Raw genomic sequence first — 14,076 nt, 5'->3', positions numbered from 1 at the left:
CTCCCAAATATCAAGCCATACTACATAAAAATAGCTTCCCCGAGGAGGAACAAGAATGTATCGTTGGCAAGAAATCCAAGACCACCTAAATCGCCTACGGCAAGAAATCAGCAACATCGGACAAATGGTGATGCAGCTGAGCCAGATCGAAAGCCAGGCCCAAAGCCAGCTGGCGCGATTGAGCCAAACCGAAGGATCTAATAGCCAGCAACTGCAACGCATCCACCAGATGTGCCTCAGCTTGCACAACGAGATCAACGCGCTTTCCAGTACCGCCCAAAGCGCTATGCCGGGACAATGGAGTGCTATGGGAACCCCTACCTGGACGCCCGGTATGAACTATGGAAGCAGCATGGCCTACCAAAGCGAAGAGAGTGGCATGGGCAACACAAGCGGGCGAATGGAAGCAAAAAGCGACTTTTAAGCGCGCAAGGAAGCGGGAGGGATCGGCTCGATCCCTCCCGCTTTTACATTTTACAGCTATTCCCTTAAAGCCCTTTTTATGTTATGGTTACGGCAAAAGGGGGTGGCAGGGATGGTAAAGCTTCTTCGCGAAGGAAGCACGTACAATCAGAAGGACGTCATCGAGTTGCTAGCCGAGTTTTCAGCCTTCAAAGACCGGGTGCACAAACGATTCCGGGAAGTGGCCAAAGAGCTAGAGGGAAAGGGCAATGAGCACGATCTCTGGGTCAACCTATTTCTCATCGCTACCGACTACGCCGACGATTGGATGAGCCGCCAGCAACGCCAGGAAATAGCGCTACAGAAAATCTCGTAGCGCACTCAGAGCTCGGTGACCTAGTCTCACCCTCGAATGAGTGAACTTCCCCGGCAGCTTCGACGCCCGGCGGCTTCCTAAAAGCTTTGCTCCCCCACAGCGGGTGAAATCTGCACCCTACTGCCGGGCGTCGAGCTAATGCCCACTAGCGCCTAACGCGCCTGCACACCAGAGCTCCGAAGGGATTGCCAAACCCGGCTGCGCCATGATAAAATACGCCCATCGATAGAAGCAAAACTTTGATACAGGAGGAAGATTAGTGGCCAAGAAATCCTCGCTAAAGCGGTTACGCCAAATCCGCAAGCGCACTCTACGCAACAAAGCGCTGCGTACGGCTTTGAAGACCGTGATCAAGCGCTTTGAAGACTCGCTAGCTCAGAAAGCTCCCGATGCCGAATCCAAGCTGCGGCTGGCTCTAAGGGTTATCGATCGTGCGCGCACCAAAGGCATCCTCCATCGCAACACGGCGGCCAGGAAGAAGTCCCGGCTAATGCGGAAGTTCAGCCAGTCGCGCAGCCAAGCCAGTTAGCCTTAGCGGCTATCCAGCCAGAGAGCCCACAAAGATCGCTCTAGTCCCAACCAGAAGTCCTCGCGCCCGCTCTTGAAGGCCGCGTCTAATTCGATCAGCTGGCAAAAGAGTTGCTGGGCCTGCCTCGGAGGGAAGCGCCGAGAATGGCTCAGTATTTTCTTTGCCACCCACAGGGGGATCCTCCCCAGCTGAGCCAGCTCCTTCTCGCCCTTCCCCATCGCGAGAAGTTCCTGCGCCACTAAAACGAGGCGAAGTTGGCGCAAGAACAGAGTTAGCACCACCCCCGGCGGTTCCTGCTCCGCTAGCAAACGCAGACGATTAAGAGCTCGCAAGTAATGCCCCTGTCCCACTTCCTCAGTAACCCGAAACAACACTTCTTCCGGCGGGGGGGTCAAGACTTCCTCCACCAAAGCGGGGGTGATCTCCCGGCACTCACCGGCGTAATTTAGCACCTTCTCCCATTCCTGCCGCAGAGAGGTAAGCCCTGGCCCAGCTGCCAATAGCAACTGGCCCGCCTCGGGAGACAGACTTTTACCGGCCAGACGCGCCTGTTTGTGCAACCATCGCAACAAATCCGAAGGGGCCAGATAGGAAAACTCCACCGCCTTGCCCTTCTCCACCAAGCGACGAAAAAGCGGTTGCTGCCGCTCCGGAGAGTGTTCGCTGCAAAAAACGAGACAAGTGGTGGGAGCGGGCTCCTGCAGGTAGGCCTCCAAAGCCCGCTGCGGAGCTCGCTTGCTTGCGAAATAAGGAGCGTTACGCACTACTACTAAACGTCGCGTGGCCAAGACAGGTAGGGTGCTGGCCGCAGTGACCACCTGCTCCACCGTGGTAGTTTCCGCGTCGTAATCAATGAAATCGAAAGGATTATCCTCTCCCACCAAAATGGAACGAAAGCGATGCACCGCTTCCTGCTGAAGATACCTCTCCGGACCCCAGAAAAGGTAGAGGGGATAAACTTGTCCCCGTTTAAGTTCTTCCAGCAGAGTGATAAAAAACTGCATCTCAACTCATTCCTAGTTCCTGTTTGACGGCCAGCACTTTCCCTTCTAAGGTAAGCGGCTTATCCCAGCGATCGTCTATCTTAACCGTAGTCACCACCCGCAGCGCCCCGGCTGCAAAAGGAGCCCGGTGCATTTTAGCCACCAACGCCAGTATAGCTTCCAATTCTCCCTCCACTAAGGTTCCCATGGCCGTTAACTCATATTTAAGACCGCTTTCCTTAACTAACTTCACACACTCGGCCACAAAGTGCCCTACGCTCGGAGACCCGGTTCCCACCGGCACCACAGCGATTTCCGCTACCGCCATCCTGCTCCCCCCAAGCCGGTTTTTATTAATTCTAACACGCTCAGGGCCCCGGCGCCGAAGAACTCGCAACACCTAACCGCACGAGCTAAATCAGGCAAACCCGATAAGGTGGGGTAAAATAAGGCGCCTCCCGAGAGAAAGGCGCCTCCGCGGAGCTCACCCCCTAGACCAGCTCTTCCCATTTAAAACGGTAGGAAGCGCAAAACTCCTCGCCTAGCTTAGTTAGACTGCAAATTTTGCTCTTACCCTCAGCAGTCACGTCTACCAAACCTAGAGCGTAAAGCTGCATCACCACATGGTCGAGCACCGCTCGTTTAACCCGGGCCATGAGCGAAAGCTCCTCTTTATTCATTCGCCCGCCATCGCCCAGAGCTCGCAGCACCCGCCACGCTTCTTCCGGAAGTCGGTGATTAACGTAGGAAAAGTATTCAGAAAGAGGAGTCGCTAAATTCAACAAGACGCCTTCCCTCCCTCAACCAAATAATTAACCTTTCGGCTTTTATTATGCGCCGCTTTTGGGTTTTTTATCAGTCGTGCCAACCTACGCCCAAACAGGGAGAGAAGGAGTCACCCTGGTCGCTTTAACCACGAGCCAGATAGCGCTCCAACGCGTCCTCCCAGGAAACCAATTTATAACCGATGTACTCCTTGAGCGGAAACGGGTCTAAAACAGTGTAACGAGGACGGGGAGCAGGACGGGGAAAGTCCTGGCTACTGCAGGGTATGATATTAGCCTCTATTCCGGCCAAGCGCACCGCCCGCGAAGCCAGGTCGTACCAGGAAGCCACCCCACCGTTAGTGACATGGAAAGTTCCTCGAGCCTCGGACAAAATAAGATCGGCGATAGCCCGAGCAGCGTCGGGAGTGTAGGTCGGTGAACCGTACTGATCCTCCACCACTTTAATTTCTCCCTCCGTTTCGGCCAGGCGCAAGATCATGCTGACAAAATTGCGTCCGGTGCCGAAAAGCCAGCTAGTTCTGATGATCAGGTAATCAGCGCCCGACTCGCGAATAGCTTCTTCGCCCCAGAGTTTGCTCTCACCGTAACGGTTGACCGGACGGGGATCATCGTAAACTTGATAAGGCTCGCCCTTTTCCCCATCGAACACATAATCGGTACTGACGTGGACTAGCTTGGTCCCACTACTAACGCACAGGGATGCCAGATATTTGGGTGCCAAACCGTTGACCAGCAAAGCCCGTCGAAAATCGCTTTCAGCTCCGTCCACGTCGGTGTAAGCAGCGCAATTAATTACCACCCGGGGACGATATTCTTTAAGCGCTTCGGACAACGCCTTGTACGAAGTTATATCCAACTGCTGGCGGGCCAGTCCAATAACATCCCAGCCCCGTCCTTCGAGTTCCTTGGCCATGGCTCGGCCTAAGCGGCCAGCCGCTCCTGTGATCAAAGCGCGCATAAAATCCCCCCTCTTAATTAACCCAGTCCAGGGTCGGTAGCTGAGATATGATTCCCTGGCTATACCCTTCCTCCAGTAGCAATCGCACCGCCCGCCGCCCCTTCTCGCCCAGGTCTAGCGTCCAATCGTTGACATACATGCCCACAAAGCGGTCGGCCTCCTCCGGGCTCAGCCCCCGAGCGTAAGCCAGAGCTTGGTTCAGGCACTCCTCCCGATGGGAGAGGGAGCAGGCTATAGCTTCGCGCAGCACCGCCGCTATCTCCGATGCGTACCCATGGTGGCGGCGGTGCAGCACATTGCCCCCCAATGGCAGGGGTAAACCGGTTCTTTCCTTCCACCACCGGCCCAGATCCACCACCAAGCGGAGCTGGTCCCGTCCATAGGTGAGCTGACCTTCGTGGATCAGAAGGCCGGCAGGCACTTCCCCTTCTTTCACCGCCTCGCCAATGCGATCGAAAGGAAGGGAGATGGTTTCCACTTTCGGGTGCCAAAGTTTAAGGGCTAGATAGGCCGTAGTCCATTCTCCCGGAACTGCTACCAGGGAGGGCACGGAGGGCTCCTCCGGCCGGGCAACCACCACTGGACCGTAGCCATCGCCTACACTGGCACCGCAAGTGAGCAGAAGATAGTGCTGGGCCACGTAGGGATAGGCGTGAAAGGATATGGCGGAAACATCGTAACGCCCCTCCCACGCCGCGCGATTAAGTGACTCAATATCGGCCAGCACATGGCGAAAGGTATACCCCCGGGTATTGACTTTACCCAAACTTAAGGCGGCAAACATAAAAGCGTCGTCTGCGTCGGGACTATGAGCCAAGGTGAGCTCCACCTCGCTTCGCTCCTTTCAATGAAGTTCTCCCCTTTCAAGGTTTCTACAAAGGCAGGCTCCTGCCCTGCTAGGTAAGGGAAAAGGGAATACTGGAGATGATAGCGAAATCAACACTAGAAATTTCTAGGAGGCTGATTGCATGGCCAAGATCGCCATTATAGGAACGGGAGCAGTGGGAGCCACAGCCGCTTACGCTTTGATAGCTGGTGGGTTGCTCGAAGAACTGGTGCTCTTAGACGCTAACCGCTCCAAAGCCGAAGGCGAGGCCCTGGACCTGGGCGATAGTACCGCCTTCACTCCTCCCGCAAAGGTTTACCCCGGAGACTATCCTGATCTCGCCAGAGCCGAATTAGTTATCTTCGCCGCCGGAAGCAATCAACGGCCAGGAGAAACCCGGCTGGATCTCACTCAGCGCAATATCCAGGTGCTACAGGAGGTAGCCCAGCAACTTTCTATCCACTGGCGGGGAGGAATTCTGCTGGTGGTAACCAACCCCGTAGACGTGCTTACCCATGTGGCTTGGAAGTTATTGGGTATAGAACCCTCTCGCGTCATGGGAACCGGCACCGTTCTGGACAGCGCCCGCTTCCGCCACGCCCTGAGCCGGCACACCGGGGTGGATGCGCGTAACCTGCACGCTTATGTATTAGGGGAGCACGGTGATAGTGCCGTCTTATTGTGGAGTAGAGCGATGGTGGCGGGTATCCCGCTGGAAGATTTCTGCCGTCAGCGCGGCTTACCAGCACCAGATAGGGCAGAAATCGATCGTTATGTGCGCCAAGCCGCCTATCGCATCATCGAGCGCAAGGGTGCCACCTACTACGCCATCGGCCTGGGCATCCGCCGCCTTTGCGAAGCCATCCTCCGCAACCAGCATAGCGTACTGACCGTGACCGGACCAGTCGAAGCTTACGGCCTAAGAGACGTGTCCTTCAGTCTGCCCACCGTAGTGGGGCGGGAAGGCAGAGTCTTTCCTTTGGAGATCCCTCTCGCACCACCCGAGGAAGATGCCTTACACCGGTCGGCAGAGACCCTCCTGGATGCCCGCCGACAGGCCGGCTTTTAGGTACCCACCTCCGCCACATAGTATTCTAAAAAGGTTAGGAGCTCCTCTTTAAGCTTGTTTTGCTGGTAAATTCCCCAACCAGCGGTAAGCATCAAGGGGGCAAAGATCAGAGCTCCCGCCGCCCCCGCTGCAGCTTTATCTAACCAACGGGTAACCTGGGTGGAAACCTCCACCCCTTCCGGGAGCGGGCGCAGGTAAACGGTGAAGGCAGCAGACATCCCTGCCACCTGCGCCCAGGTCCCCCCCTTGCGTGCCTGCACCACCACGCCCGACTTATCTTCCAGCTTCTGGGTCTCGAAAGCGCGCCGCTGGAACCAGATCTCCACCGCCTGCCCCAGATGCTCGGGGGTAAGCGAAGTGCGGTACATTCTTATACTCACGATCCCTGTGCCTCCCCGTAAGTTACAGTAATAGCATAGCGTCACCGAAGCTAAAGAAACGGTAGCGTAAACGCACAGCCTCCGCATAAGCACGCAAAATCTTTTCTCTCCCCACCCAAGCCGCCACCAGCATCAGCAATGTGGAGCCGGGCAAGTGGAAGTTGGTGATCATGGCATCGATGACCTTGAAACGGTACCCGGGATAAATGAAAAGATCGGTGAAGCCTCGCCCTGCTCGGAGAAAACCACGCTCGTCGGCCACCGACTCCAAACAGCGCACTACTGTGGTACCCACCGCTATCACCCGCCGCCCTTGGCAGCGAGCTCGGTTGACTACTTCCGCCGTGGCCTCAGGTAAGTGATACTCTTCCGAATGCATCCGGTGAGCGGTAATATCTTCCTCCTGCACCGGTCGGAAAGTATCCAGGCCCACATGCAGCGCCAGAGTCACCACCTCCACCCCCTTGGCCTGCACCTGCTGCAGCAACTCCGGAGTAAAATGCAAGCCAGCGGTGGGAGCCGCCGCCGAGCCGGGCTCGCGAGCGAACACCGTCTGGTAGCGCTCGGGCTGTTCGAGCCTCTTCTTAATATAAGGCGGTAGAGGTATCTCTCCCAGTTTCTGCAATAAGGCGTCGAAATCTCCTTCCCAAGCAAAACGGATCAACCTGGCTCCACCGTCAAGCCGCTTAAGCACCACCCCATGTAACTTCCCTTCGCCAAACCGCAAGCGAGTTCCTTCACGAACGCGACGCCCGGGGCGGACCAATGCCTCCCACGAGTCAGATGCCACCTGTCGCAGTAGCAAAAGCTCCACCTTCCCGCCACTATCTTCTTTAACGCCGTAAAGACGAGCTGGCAGAACCCGGCTGCAATTGAGCACCAGCACGTCGCCCGCTCGCAGGTACTCGGGCAAGTGGCGGAAAAGTCGGTGCTCCAATTTCTCCTGATCGCGATAAACCACCATGAGGCGCGAGGCATCGCGATCAGGCAAAGGTTCCTGAGCGATGAGTTCCCGGGGCAGATGGTATTCAAAAGCGCTTCGCTTCAACATCTGATCGATCCTCAACCTCCAAGCATTATTTTAGCACTCCGCAAAGCTGCGCCTTAATTGACAAATTCTCCGCCGCGCAGATAAAATGAAATTGGTCACAAGCTCTTTAAGGGGGTTTAAAAATGGAGAAAATCCTGGTACCAGTGGATGGTTCAGAAAATTCCTTGCGAGCGCTGAGGAAAGGTATCGAATTGGCCCGAATGAGCAAACAAGCTTCCCTCACCGTATTAACCGTGGTGCCCCCGGTCGATCCTACCTTTGAATACGGACCCTGGTTGACTAGAGAGCAAGTGGAAGAAGCGGAAAAAAAAGCGGCAGAGAAAATCCTCGCGGAAGCCGAAAAATTACTTCAGCAAGAAGGACTCCAGGCCGAGAAAACAGTGTTGGTGGGCGACGCCGGCCAAGAAATCGCCGACTACGCTGCTCAGGGACGCTACGACTTAATTGTTATGGGAAGCCGGGGTATGACTCCGCTGAAGGGCGTATTTTTAGGGAGCGTGAGCACCAAGGTTTTGGCTCTTGCTCCCTGTCCAGTGGTAATCGTAAAATAAGGTAACTTTACGCCAGCCGCGCTGCCAAAAAGCTTATTCCATAGAGAAGAACCAGCGACCCAGCCGTAAGCGCCAGCACCAGCAAATCTGTGGTCGACAGCTCTAGGCGCTCCGCCAGTTGGCACCATGTCGACTGGCATTGTCTTTTTTCCATAGTTAAATCCAACGCTCGCTCGCGCACAACCCATCCCTCCTAAAAATTAGGGTGGAGCCGCCGGTCTTGCCACCGGCGGCCTACCACGATAGAAGGTCGCCGCTTTTTTATTATGCAAATTTCGTGCCAACTCCCCGAAGCCGCTCTCTTCTCAATTATTCCCGGCAGCCGCCCTCGACAGTCGTTTAAAAAAAATACATCTTGTTCATTAACTGTACGTAGGAGGGACCAGCAAGCGGGAAAACACCAAGAACCCGGTGTGCCCCACCATGCGATGGTAAGGGCGGACGCTTTTCCCCTCTAAGTGCCAATGGCGTTGTAAAACCTCCAGAGACTCTACCAGAGCGAACCCTCCCTTCTCCTCCATAGCCCTGACCAGCTGATCCACCTGGGTAATGGAGGGAAGGTAAGCCGAAAAAATCCCTCCAGGCACTAACGCCTGCTTCACCGTGTCGAGAGCTCGCCAGGGCTCGGGGACATCGAGCAGGACCCGGTCGAAGCCCTGCTCGGGAATGAGATCGTAAACGCTGCCTTGGCGGAGCCGCAGGTGGGACAAGTCCCCCAGGAAATTTCGGGCGTTACGCTCGGCCCAAATCAGCATGTCCTCCCGCAAGTCGTAAGCCACCACCGATCCCGTCGGCCCCACCTGGCGTAAAAGGGCCACGAGCAGCGCCCCGCTCCCTACCCCGCCGCAGAGAACTCGCGCACCAGGGAAAATATCCGCCCAAACCAAAATAACCCCCAGGTCTTTAGGATAGATGATGCCGCTTTTGCGGGGCATATTCAGCATGTAATCCTTGGTGGAAGGATAAAACACCATAAATTCTTTTCCCAAAGAAGATCTTATAATGCTCCCGGGCGGCTTACCAATAATCTGCTCGTGCTCGATAAATCCCTGATGCGTGTGAAATCTTCCCCCGGCTTCGAGACGCTGCAAAAAATGACCTCCTTTGGGACCGATCAGCAAGACCAAGTCACCGACGCGAAAACGCAAAACCCCTCCCCCTTTCTCCTTGGTAGTTTACCAGGCCCTTGCTTACTGGCCAAGAAAGAAAGAAAATAATAGGCAAGATGTAAGCGAAAAAACGAGGAGGGTAGGTGCTCGCCGCTGGCGGCGAGCCACAGTAAAATGCAAGAAAACGCGGTCCCGGGATTGAAGCCTCGCCTCTATCACCTGGCCTGTGAGTTGGCACTCCATCCCGGCGAGGAGAAAATCCTCCCCGAACTCCGAAGCCAGCTGCTCAATGCCAATTTCCGCATCAAGACCGATGGGAAACTCATTCTCACTCTGGAGGAGAACCTCGGTGAGAACTGGGTAGCCACTGATAAAACCGCCTGCCACGAAGGGGTTACCATGTGGCAGTGCTTGCTCCAGCAGCCCCGCTTCCGGACGCGGGTGAAAAACCCCACCGAAAAGGAGGTGCATTTGTCCTTAGATGCCCTCCTGCTCGAGCGCGAAGAATAACCTCGGTACCCTGGTAGCTGTGTGCCTGAGCCACCAGAAGGGAACATCAAAGGAGCCTGTTTCCGAGGCCCTTCTAGTAGCGAATTGGGGTCTGGAAGGAGACGCCCACGCCGGCACTATCAGGCCGGTAAGCCTCTTGGATGAAGCCAGCGCCTTGGAACTGACCCGAGCCCAGGGCCTGGATTATCGACCGGGCGTTTTCGCCGAAAACCTGGTGGTGCGCGGCTTAGATTTAGGCCGGCTGCAGCCGGGGGACCAGTTGGAGGTGGGGAAAGCGCTACTGGAAGTGATACAGCGGGGCAAACCCTCCCAGCCGCACCATTACTCTTACCACGGCTGGCGTCTACTCCCCACAGAAGGTATCTTTTGTCGAGTAATAAAGGGCGGTCGGGTGCGCCCGGGAGACCAGGTGAGGGTATGCCCCAGGGACGCCTCTTTATAGGCACTAGCGGCTATAGTTACCCCCACTGGCGAAGCTTTTTTTACCCGGCTGAACTACGCTCCGCGGAATGGCTTCCTTTTTACGCGCGGGAATTCAATGCGGTGGAGCTCAACGTCACTTTTTACCGCTTACCTCGCCCCTCCACCTGGGATCGGTGGCGCCAAAGCACGCCACCATCGTTCTCCTTCGCGGTGAAAGGGCACCGAAGCATCACTCATTGGAAAAGGCTACACGGCGCGGAGGAAGAGATGGAGCGTTTTCTCCACCTCGCTGCTCACCTAGAAGGTAAACTGGCGGTGATCCTCTGGCAACTCCCCCCGGGGCTAAGCTTGAAGCTTCAAACGCTGGAAGACTTCTGCCGTTCGCTGCAGAGGAGCTCTGCACCTCTCGGTTGCCGACACGCTTTTGAGTTCCGTCACTCTTCCTGGTTTTGCCTCGAAGTGTATGAGCTCCTGCGTCGCTACAACTTTGCCCTATGCTGGGCCGACGCCCCCCGCTGGCCCCGCGTAGAGGAAGTAACAGCTGACTTCATCTATCTCCGTTTCCACGGACACGATCAACTTTATGCCTCCTCTTACCCCACCGAAACCCTGAGCCGATGGGCCCGGATAATCAGCCAGCAATTAAAGGCCGGAAAAGACGTCTACGCTTTTTTTAACAACGATGCCGGTGGCTACGCGGTGGCCAACGCCCGGGAACTCCGGGAGTTGGTAAAATCCCTTAACCCCCCAGTCGGCTAAGATGATCTATCTCTGGCAGGGAGGAAGGGCGTGAGCGCTTCAAGGCTATCGCCTGAGCCAAGAGGCGCACCAGTTCTTCTTCCCCTGCTCCTGCCCGTAAGGGGCCTTTCAGGTCTACCTCCCCTTTCCCGAAAAGGCAGGGGTGGAGCATACCCGTGGCGCTCAGGCGCAGACGGTTGCAGCTAAAGCAGATGTGTCCGCTCATGCCGGCGATAAATCCCACCGTGCCCTGCGCTCCCGGGATTCGATGGTAACAGGCCGGACCGGCACCCCGTAGTTTTTTCACTTCAAGCAAGGGACCAAAATGTTTTTCCAGTTGAGCTCGCACTGCCGCCGCGCTCAGAAAAGCCTCCCGAAACCAGGCGCGGGCCGGACCAAAGGGCATGAGCTCGATGAAGCGGACGTGCAAAGGGCGCTCCAGGGAAAGAGAAGCCAGTTTAACGAGCTCGTCTTCGTTGAACCCTTTAATGACCACCACATTGAGTTTGACCGGCTCAAGCCCCAGCTCCAAAGCCAATTCAATACCTTCCCATACACGGGCTAGCTCCCCTCCGCGGGTTATGAAGCGGTAGCGCTCAGAATCCAGGGTGTCGAGACTTACGTTTACCCGGTGAAGCCCGGCCACCTTCAGTTCTTTGGCCTGCTCTGCTAAGAAGATCCCGTTGGTGGTTAATGAAAGATCGTCCACCAAGTCCAGTTCCGCCAGTTTCGCCACTAACCGAGAAAGATGCTTGCGTACCAGAGGTTCCCCTCCAGTCAGCCGCACCTTTCGGACGCCAACACGAATAGCAGCCCTAACTACCCGCGCAATTTCCTCAAAACGCAGCACCTCTTCGTGAGCTACCGGCTTCACCCCTGCTGGAGGAAGACAATAGCGGCAGCGCAGGTTACAGCGGTCGGTCACTGATACCCGCAGATAACTTACCCCCATGAAGGCATCGCTCCTTTCAGCAGGGGGAGGCCGCATGATGGGAGACCAGAGCCAACAACACCGTGATCAATAGCAGGAAACCTACCACCACCAGATCGAGCGTCACAGTGGGGCGGTAAATACCCTGAATGAGCTGACGCCGCACCGCTAAAAAGCGCCCGGTGGCCAATAGTAGTAGCAGCGCCGCTCCACCTAGCAGAATCTCCCCCATCAATTTTAGATGAAGCCCGCCCACCCGCGCTGCCCCCCCAGGCGCCGCTATCTCAACCAGGGAAGTCCAGCGCACTAACACGAAGCCAAAGGCAATAAGAGCCAGGCAGGTGCGTACCCAGGCCAAAAAGGTACGCTCGTTGGCCAAATGAGCGCGCACGTGCGCCTTCACAACGAGCTCCTCTTCTGGTTTACTCTCTTCCTTTAGCGGCTTCTCCGGTCGCATACCAACTCCTCACCCACTGTTCCTGGTGGGACAAAAGTCACCTGGCTACGCAAACGAAGGAGCTCTTTGGCTCGGGCCGCCACGCGCTCTGCCAGTTCCTCCCCAGGCTCCACCCCTTCCGCCAGCTCTGCCTCCAACGTGAGTTCGTCTTTAAAATCGCGCTGGGTGATCACGGCTCGCAAAGCTTTGATCTCCGGGAATTCCTGGGCCAGAGCTTTGACCTGATGGGGATAGAGGAAAAGGCCTCGCACCTTGACCCCTGCTGCCGTGCGCCCCAGCACTCCCGCCAGGCGCCTGCCTGGACGCCCGCAGGGGCAGGGCTCGTCTATGAAGGAGCTCAGGTCACCGGTGGCCAGGCGCAGAAGGGGATAGGTGGTATCCATCAGGGTGAGCACCACCTCACCCGCCTCCCCCTCCTTTACCGGCTGCCCCGTCTCCGGATCCACTATCTCCACAACGACACCCTGAGCTAAGTGCATCCCCTGCTTAACCGGACACTCGTAGGCTACGCAGCCCGTATCCGCCGTCCCGTAACCCTGGAAAACTTCAATGCCGTACTGCTCTTGCAGCAACTGGCGGAGCTCCGGGGCCAGATGCTCCGCCGTCACCCAAGCCCGACGCAACTTCAACTCCTCCGCCAAGCCCATTTCTTCCGCCTTCTTTATTAAGGCGTAAAGAAAACTAGGCACCCCGATATAGCCATTAACTCCCAAATCACACATAATTTTGACCTGCAGCTCGGCATTCCCCACTCCCGCCGGCACCACCACACAGCCAAGACGGCGGAGGGCTTCGTCAAACATAAATCCGGCCGGAGTCAAATGGTAAGAAAAAGTGACCTGCACGATGTCCCCCAGGCCAAAGCCAGCGGCAGCCAGAGCTTCTCCCCAGCGCCAATAATCCTCCGCCTCCCCTTGGGGATCGTAAATAGGTCCTGGGGAAACGAAAATCCGGCGTAAAGCAGTGGGGGGCACAGCCAAAAAACCACCGAAAGGGAGCTCTCTCCGCTGTCGCTGAGCCAACTCCGTTTTGCGCAATAGAGGCAAACGGGGAAGATCTTCCGGGGAGCGTAACTCCTCCGGGCGCACTCCGGCTCGATCCAGGAGCTCTTTCACCGCTGGGGCATGGTGGTAAGCGTAATTAATGAAGTCGGACCAACTCGCAAAGCTCACGATAGCCACCTCTTACGGCGCTTATAGTGCTTCACTTCGCGGTAGTGTTTCCGCCCCTCGGGAGTAAGCCCGAGATAAAACTCCCTCACATCTTCATTTTCTTTCAGCCGCCGCGGTTCTCCTTCCAGGACTATGCGCCCATTTTCCATAATGTAAGCGTAATCGGCTACCTCCAGAGCCACCCGGGCGTTCTGCTCTACCACCAGAATCGTGACCTGCTCCCGCCGATTAATTTCCTGAACGATGCGAAAAATCTCCCCCACCAGCAAGGGAGAAAGCCCCAACGAAGGTTCATCCAACAATATAAGTTGAGGGCGAGACATCAAAGCCCGACCTATAGCCAGCATCTGCTGCTCCCCACCTGAAAGATAGCCAGCCACCCGATGGCGCAACTCCTGCAGACGAGGGAAATAAGCGAAAACTTTGTCCAGATCCTTTCTGATTCCCGAACGATCGCGCCGGAGACAAGTGGCAGCCATCAGATTTTCCTCCACGGTCAGGTGCTCGAATACGTGCCGCCCCTCCAGTACGTGAAAGATACCCAACCGGGCTATTCGCTCCGGTCCCCAATTGGTTATATCTTTTCCCTGAAAAGTGATTTGACCATCGGTGACCCTGCCCCGCTCCACCTGCAAAAGCCCGGAAATTGCCTTAAGGGTGGTAGTTTTCCCCGCCCCGTTAGCCCCTAGTAACGCCACAATACTATGTGGAGGCACGCGGAGCGAAAGGCCTTTCAATACCAGCACCACCCGGTCGTAAATGACCTCCACATTGTTCAGTTCCAGCAAGGACGCACCCCTCCCGCAGCTGAGCGGGGGTGCCC

The 14,076-nt window shown here is 56.4% G+C and carries 21 protein-coding genes; 8 read left to right on the top strand and 13 right to left on the bottom strand.

All coding sequences use genetic code 11. The annotated features are described in order from the left end of the window. Nucleotides 1-55: 55 nt before the first annotated feature. From ACTLLP_RS02080 to rpsT, 3 genes are all read left to right on the top strand, one after another. Nucleotides 56-424 carry a hypothetical protein gene (locus ACTLLP_RS02080; RefSeq protein WP_441060276.1) on the top strand — a complete coding sequence of 123 codons (369 nt, stop codon included), beginning with the start codon at nt 56-58 and terminating at the stop codon, nt 422-424. 111 nt (nt 425-535) lie between these two features. Next, nucleotides 536-778 (top strand): hypothetical protein, encoded by a 243-nt coding sequence (locus ACTLLP_RS02075; protein WP_441060274.1) that lies wholly within the window; start codon nt 536-538, stop codon nt 776-778. A gap of 259 nt (nt 779-1,037) precedes the next feature. Next, nucleotides 1,038-1,307, top strand: a complete 270-nt coding sequence (rpsT, locus tag ACTLLP_RS02070; protein ID WP_441060272.1) for a 30S ribosomal protein S20 — start codon at nt 1,038-1,040, stop codon at nt 1,305-1,307. A 2-nt stretch (nt 1,308-1,309) separates the two neighbouring features. Here rpsT and holA read toward each other — a convergent pair whose 3' ends face one another. The 5 genes from holA to ACTLLP_RS02045 form a co-directional block, all read right to left on the bottom strand. Further along, nucleotides 1,310-2,311, bottom strand: coding sequence for a DNA polymerase III subunit delta (gene holA, locus ACTLLP_RS02065; protein WP_441060270.1), 1,002 nt, complete (start codon nt 2,309-2,311; stop codon nt 1,310-1,312). A 1-nt stretch (nt 2,312) separates the two neighbouring features. Continuing rightward, nucleotides 2,313-2,618: an MTH1187 family thiamine-binding protein gene (locus ACTLLP_RS02060; protein ID WP_441060268.1), complete on the bottom strand. Its 306-nt coding sequence runs from the start codon at nt 2,616-2,618 to the stop codon at nt 2,313-2,315. Between the two features lie 163 nt (nt 2,619-2,781). After that, nucleotides 2,782-3,075: a transcriptional regulator gene (locus ACTLLP_RS02055; RefSeq protein WP_441060266.1), complete on the bottom strand. Its 294-nt coding sequence runs from the start codon at nt 3,073-3,075 to the stop codon at nt 2,782-2,784. Nucleotides 3,076-3,199: 124 nt separating this feature from the next. Continuing rightward, on the bottom strand, nt 3,200-4,036 hold the full coding sequence (gene rfbD, locus ACTLLP_RS02050; RefSeq protein WP_441060264.1) for a dTDP-4-dehydrorhamnose reductase: 837 nt from the start codon (nt 4,034-4,036) through the stop codon (nt 3,200-3,202). 13 nt (nt 4,037-4,049) lie between these two features. Continuing rightward, entirely contained in the window at nt 4,050-4,865 is an 816-nt protein-coding gene (locus ACTLLP_RS02045) for an MqnA/MqnD/SBP family protein (protein WP_441060262.1), read from the bottom strand. Between the two features lie 139 nt (nt 4,866-5,004). On the opposite strand from ACTLLP_RS02045, the gene ACTLLP_RS02040 reads away from it, so the two are divergent. Then, nucleotides 5,005-5,931, top strand: a complete 927-nt coding sequence (locus ACTLLP_RS02040) for an L-lactate dehydrogenase (RefSeq protein WP_441060260.1) — start codon at nt 5,005-5,007, stop codon at nt 5,929-5,931. Here the strand turns inward: ACTLLP_RS02040 and ACTLLP_RS02035 are convergent. Both ACTLLP_RS02035 and queA read right to left on the bottom strand, forming a co-directional pair. Beyond that, complete coding sequence (locus tag ACTLLP_RS02035) at nt 5,928-6,311, bottom strand: hypothetical protein (RefSeq protein WP_441060258.1); 384 nt, start codon at nt 6,309-6,311, stop codon at nt 5,928-5,930. The two genes, ACTLLP_RS02040 and ACTLLP_RS02035, sit on opposite strands and share 4 nt — an antisense overlap. Before the next feature lie 22 nt (nt 6,312-6,333). Beyond that, nucleotides 6,334-7,362: a tRNA preQ1(34) S-adenosylmethionine ribosyltransferase-isomerase QueA gene (gene queA, locus ACTLLP_RS02030; protein WP_502361641.1), complete on the bottom strand. Its 1,029-nt coding sequence runs from the start codon at nt 7,360-7,362 to the stop codon at nt 6,334-6,336. A 122-nt stretch (nt 7,363-7,484) separates the two neighbouring features. Between queA and ACTLLP_RS02025 the strand changes: the two genes are divergently transcribed. Further along, the gene (locus ACTLLP_RS02025; protein WP_441060256.1) at nt 7,485-7,913 is read left to right on the top strand and encodes a universal stress protein; all 429 of its coding nucleotides are present in this window, start codon (nt 7,485-7,487) and stop codon (nt 7,911-7,913) included. A 7-nt stretch (nt 7,914-7,920) separates the two neighbouring features. Here ACTLLP_RS02025 and ACTLLP_RS02020 read toward each other — a convergent pair whose 3' ends face one another. Both ACTLLP_RS02020 and ACTLLP_RS02015 read right to left on the bottom strand, forming a co-directional pair. Next, on the bottom strand, nt 7,921-8,094 hold the full coding sequence (locus ACTLLP_RS02020) for a hypothetical protein (RefSeq protein WP_441060254.1): 174 nt from the start codon (nt 8,092-8,094) through the stop codon (nt 7,921-7,923). Nucleotides 8,095-8,275: 181 nt separating this feature from the next. After that, entirely contained in the window at nt 8,276-9,061 is a 786-nt protein-coding gene (locus tag ACTLLP_RS02015) for a tRNA (adenine-N1)-methyltransferase (RefSeq protein ID WP_441060252.1), read from the bottom strand. 135 nt (nt 9,062-9,196) lie between these two features. Between ACTLLP_RS02015 and ACTLLP_RS02010 the strand changes: the two genes are divergently transcribed. Genes ACTLLP_RS02010 through ACTLLP_RS02000 form a run of 3 tightly spaced genes read left to right on the top strand, consistent with a single transcriptional unit; the run spans nt 9,197 to nt 10,714 of the window. After that, nucleotides 9,197-9,532 carry a hypothetical protein gene (locus ACTLLP_RS02010; protein WP_441060250.1) on the top strand — a complete coding sequence of 112 codons (336 nt, stop codon included), beginning with the start codon at nt 9,197-9,199 and terminating at the stop codon, nt 9,530-9,532. Beyond that, a complete protein-coding gene (locus ACTLLP_RS02005; protein ID WP_441060248.1) occupies nt 9,504-9,974 on the top strand; it encodes an MOSC domain-containing protein in 471 nt (156 codons plus the stop codon). The genes ACTLLP_RS02010 and ACTLLP_RS02005 overlap by 29 nt, the downstream gene beginning before the upstream one ends. Then, nucleotides 9,950-10,714, top strand: coding sequence for a DUF72 domain-containing protein (locus tag ACTLLP_RS02000; protein WP_441060246.1), 765 nt, complete (start codon nt 9,950-9,952; stop codon nt 10,712-10,714). The genes ACTLLP_RS02005 and ACTLLP_RS02000 overlap by 25 nt, the downstream gene beginning before the upstream one ends. On the opposite strand, the gene moaA is transcribed toward ACTLLP_RS02000, so the two are convergent. The 4 genes from moaA to ACTLLP_RS01980 are packed head-to-tail and all read right to left on the bottom strand — an operon-like array spanning nt 10,695 to nt 14,041. Beyond that, complete coding sequence (gene moaA, locus ACTLLP_RS01995; RefSeq protein ID WP_441060244.1) at nt 10,695-11,645, bottom strand: GTP 3',8-cyclase MoaA; 951 nt, start codon at nt 11,643-11,645, stop codon at nt 10,695-10,697. The two genes, ACTLLP_RS02000 and moaA, sit on opposite strands and share 20 nt — an antisense overlap. Before the next feature lie 16 nt (nt 11,646-11,661). Continuing rightward, nucleotides 11,662-12,081, bottom strand: coding sequence for a YidH family protein (locus ACTLLP_RS01990; protein ID WP_441060242.1), 420 nt, complete (start codon nt 12,079-12,081; stop codon nt 11,662-11,664). Further along, a complete protein-coding gene (locus tag ACTLLP_RS01985; protein WP_441060240.1) occupies nt 12,060-13,253 on the bottom strand; it encodes a phenylacetate--CoA ligase family protein in 1,194 nt (397 codons plus the stop codon). The genes ACTLLP_RS01990 and ACTLLP_RS01985 overlap by 22 nt, the downstream gene beginning before the upstream one ends. Then, nucleotides 13,250-14,041, bottom strand: a complete 792-nt coding sequence (locus ACTLLP_RS01980; RefSeq protein WP_441060238.1) for an ABC transporter ATP-binding protein — start codon at nt 14,039-14,041, stop codon at nt 13,250-13,252. Before ACTLLP_RS01980 ends, ACTLLP_RS01985 begins: the two co-directional genes overlap by 4 nt. Between the last annotated feature and the right edge of the window lie 35 nt (nt 14,042-14,076).

This window comes from Desulfothermobacter acidiphilus, from assembly GCF_052073645.1.
GTDB lineage: Bacteria > Bacillota > Desulfotomaculia > Desulfotomaculales > Ammonificaceae > Desulfothermobacter > Desulfothermobacter acidiphilus.
Note: the sequence above shows the minus strand (reverse complement) of the source record. Positions and strands in the feature narration are given on the sequence as shown.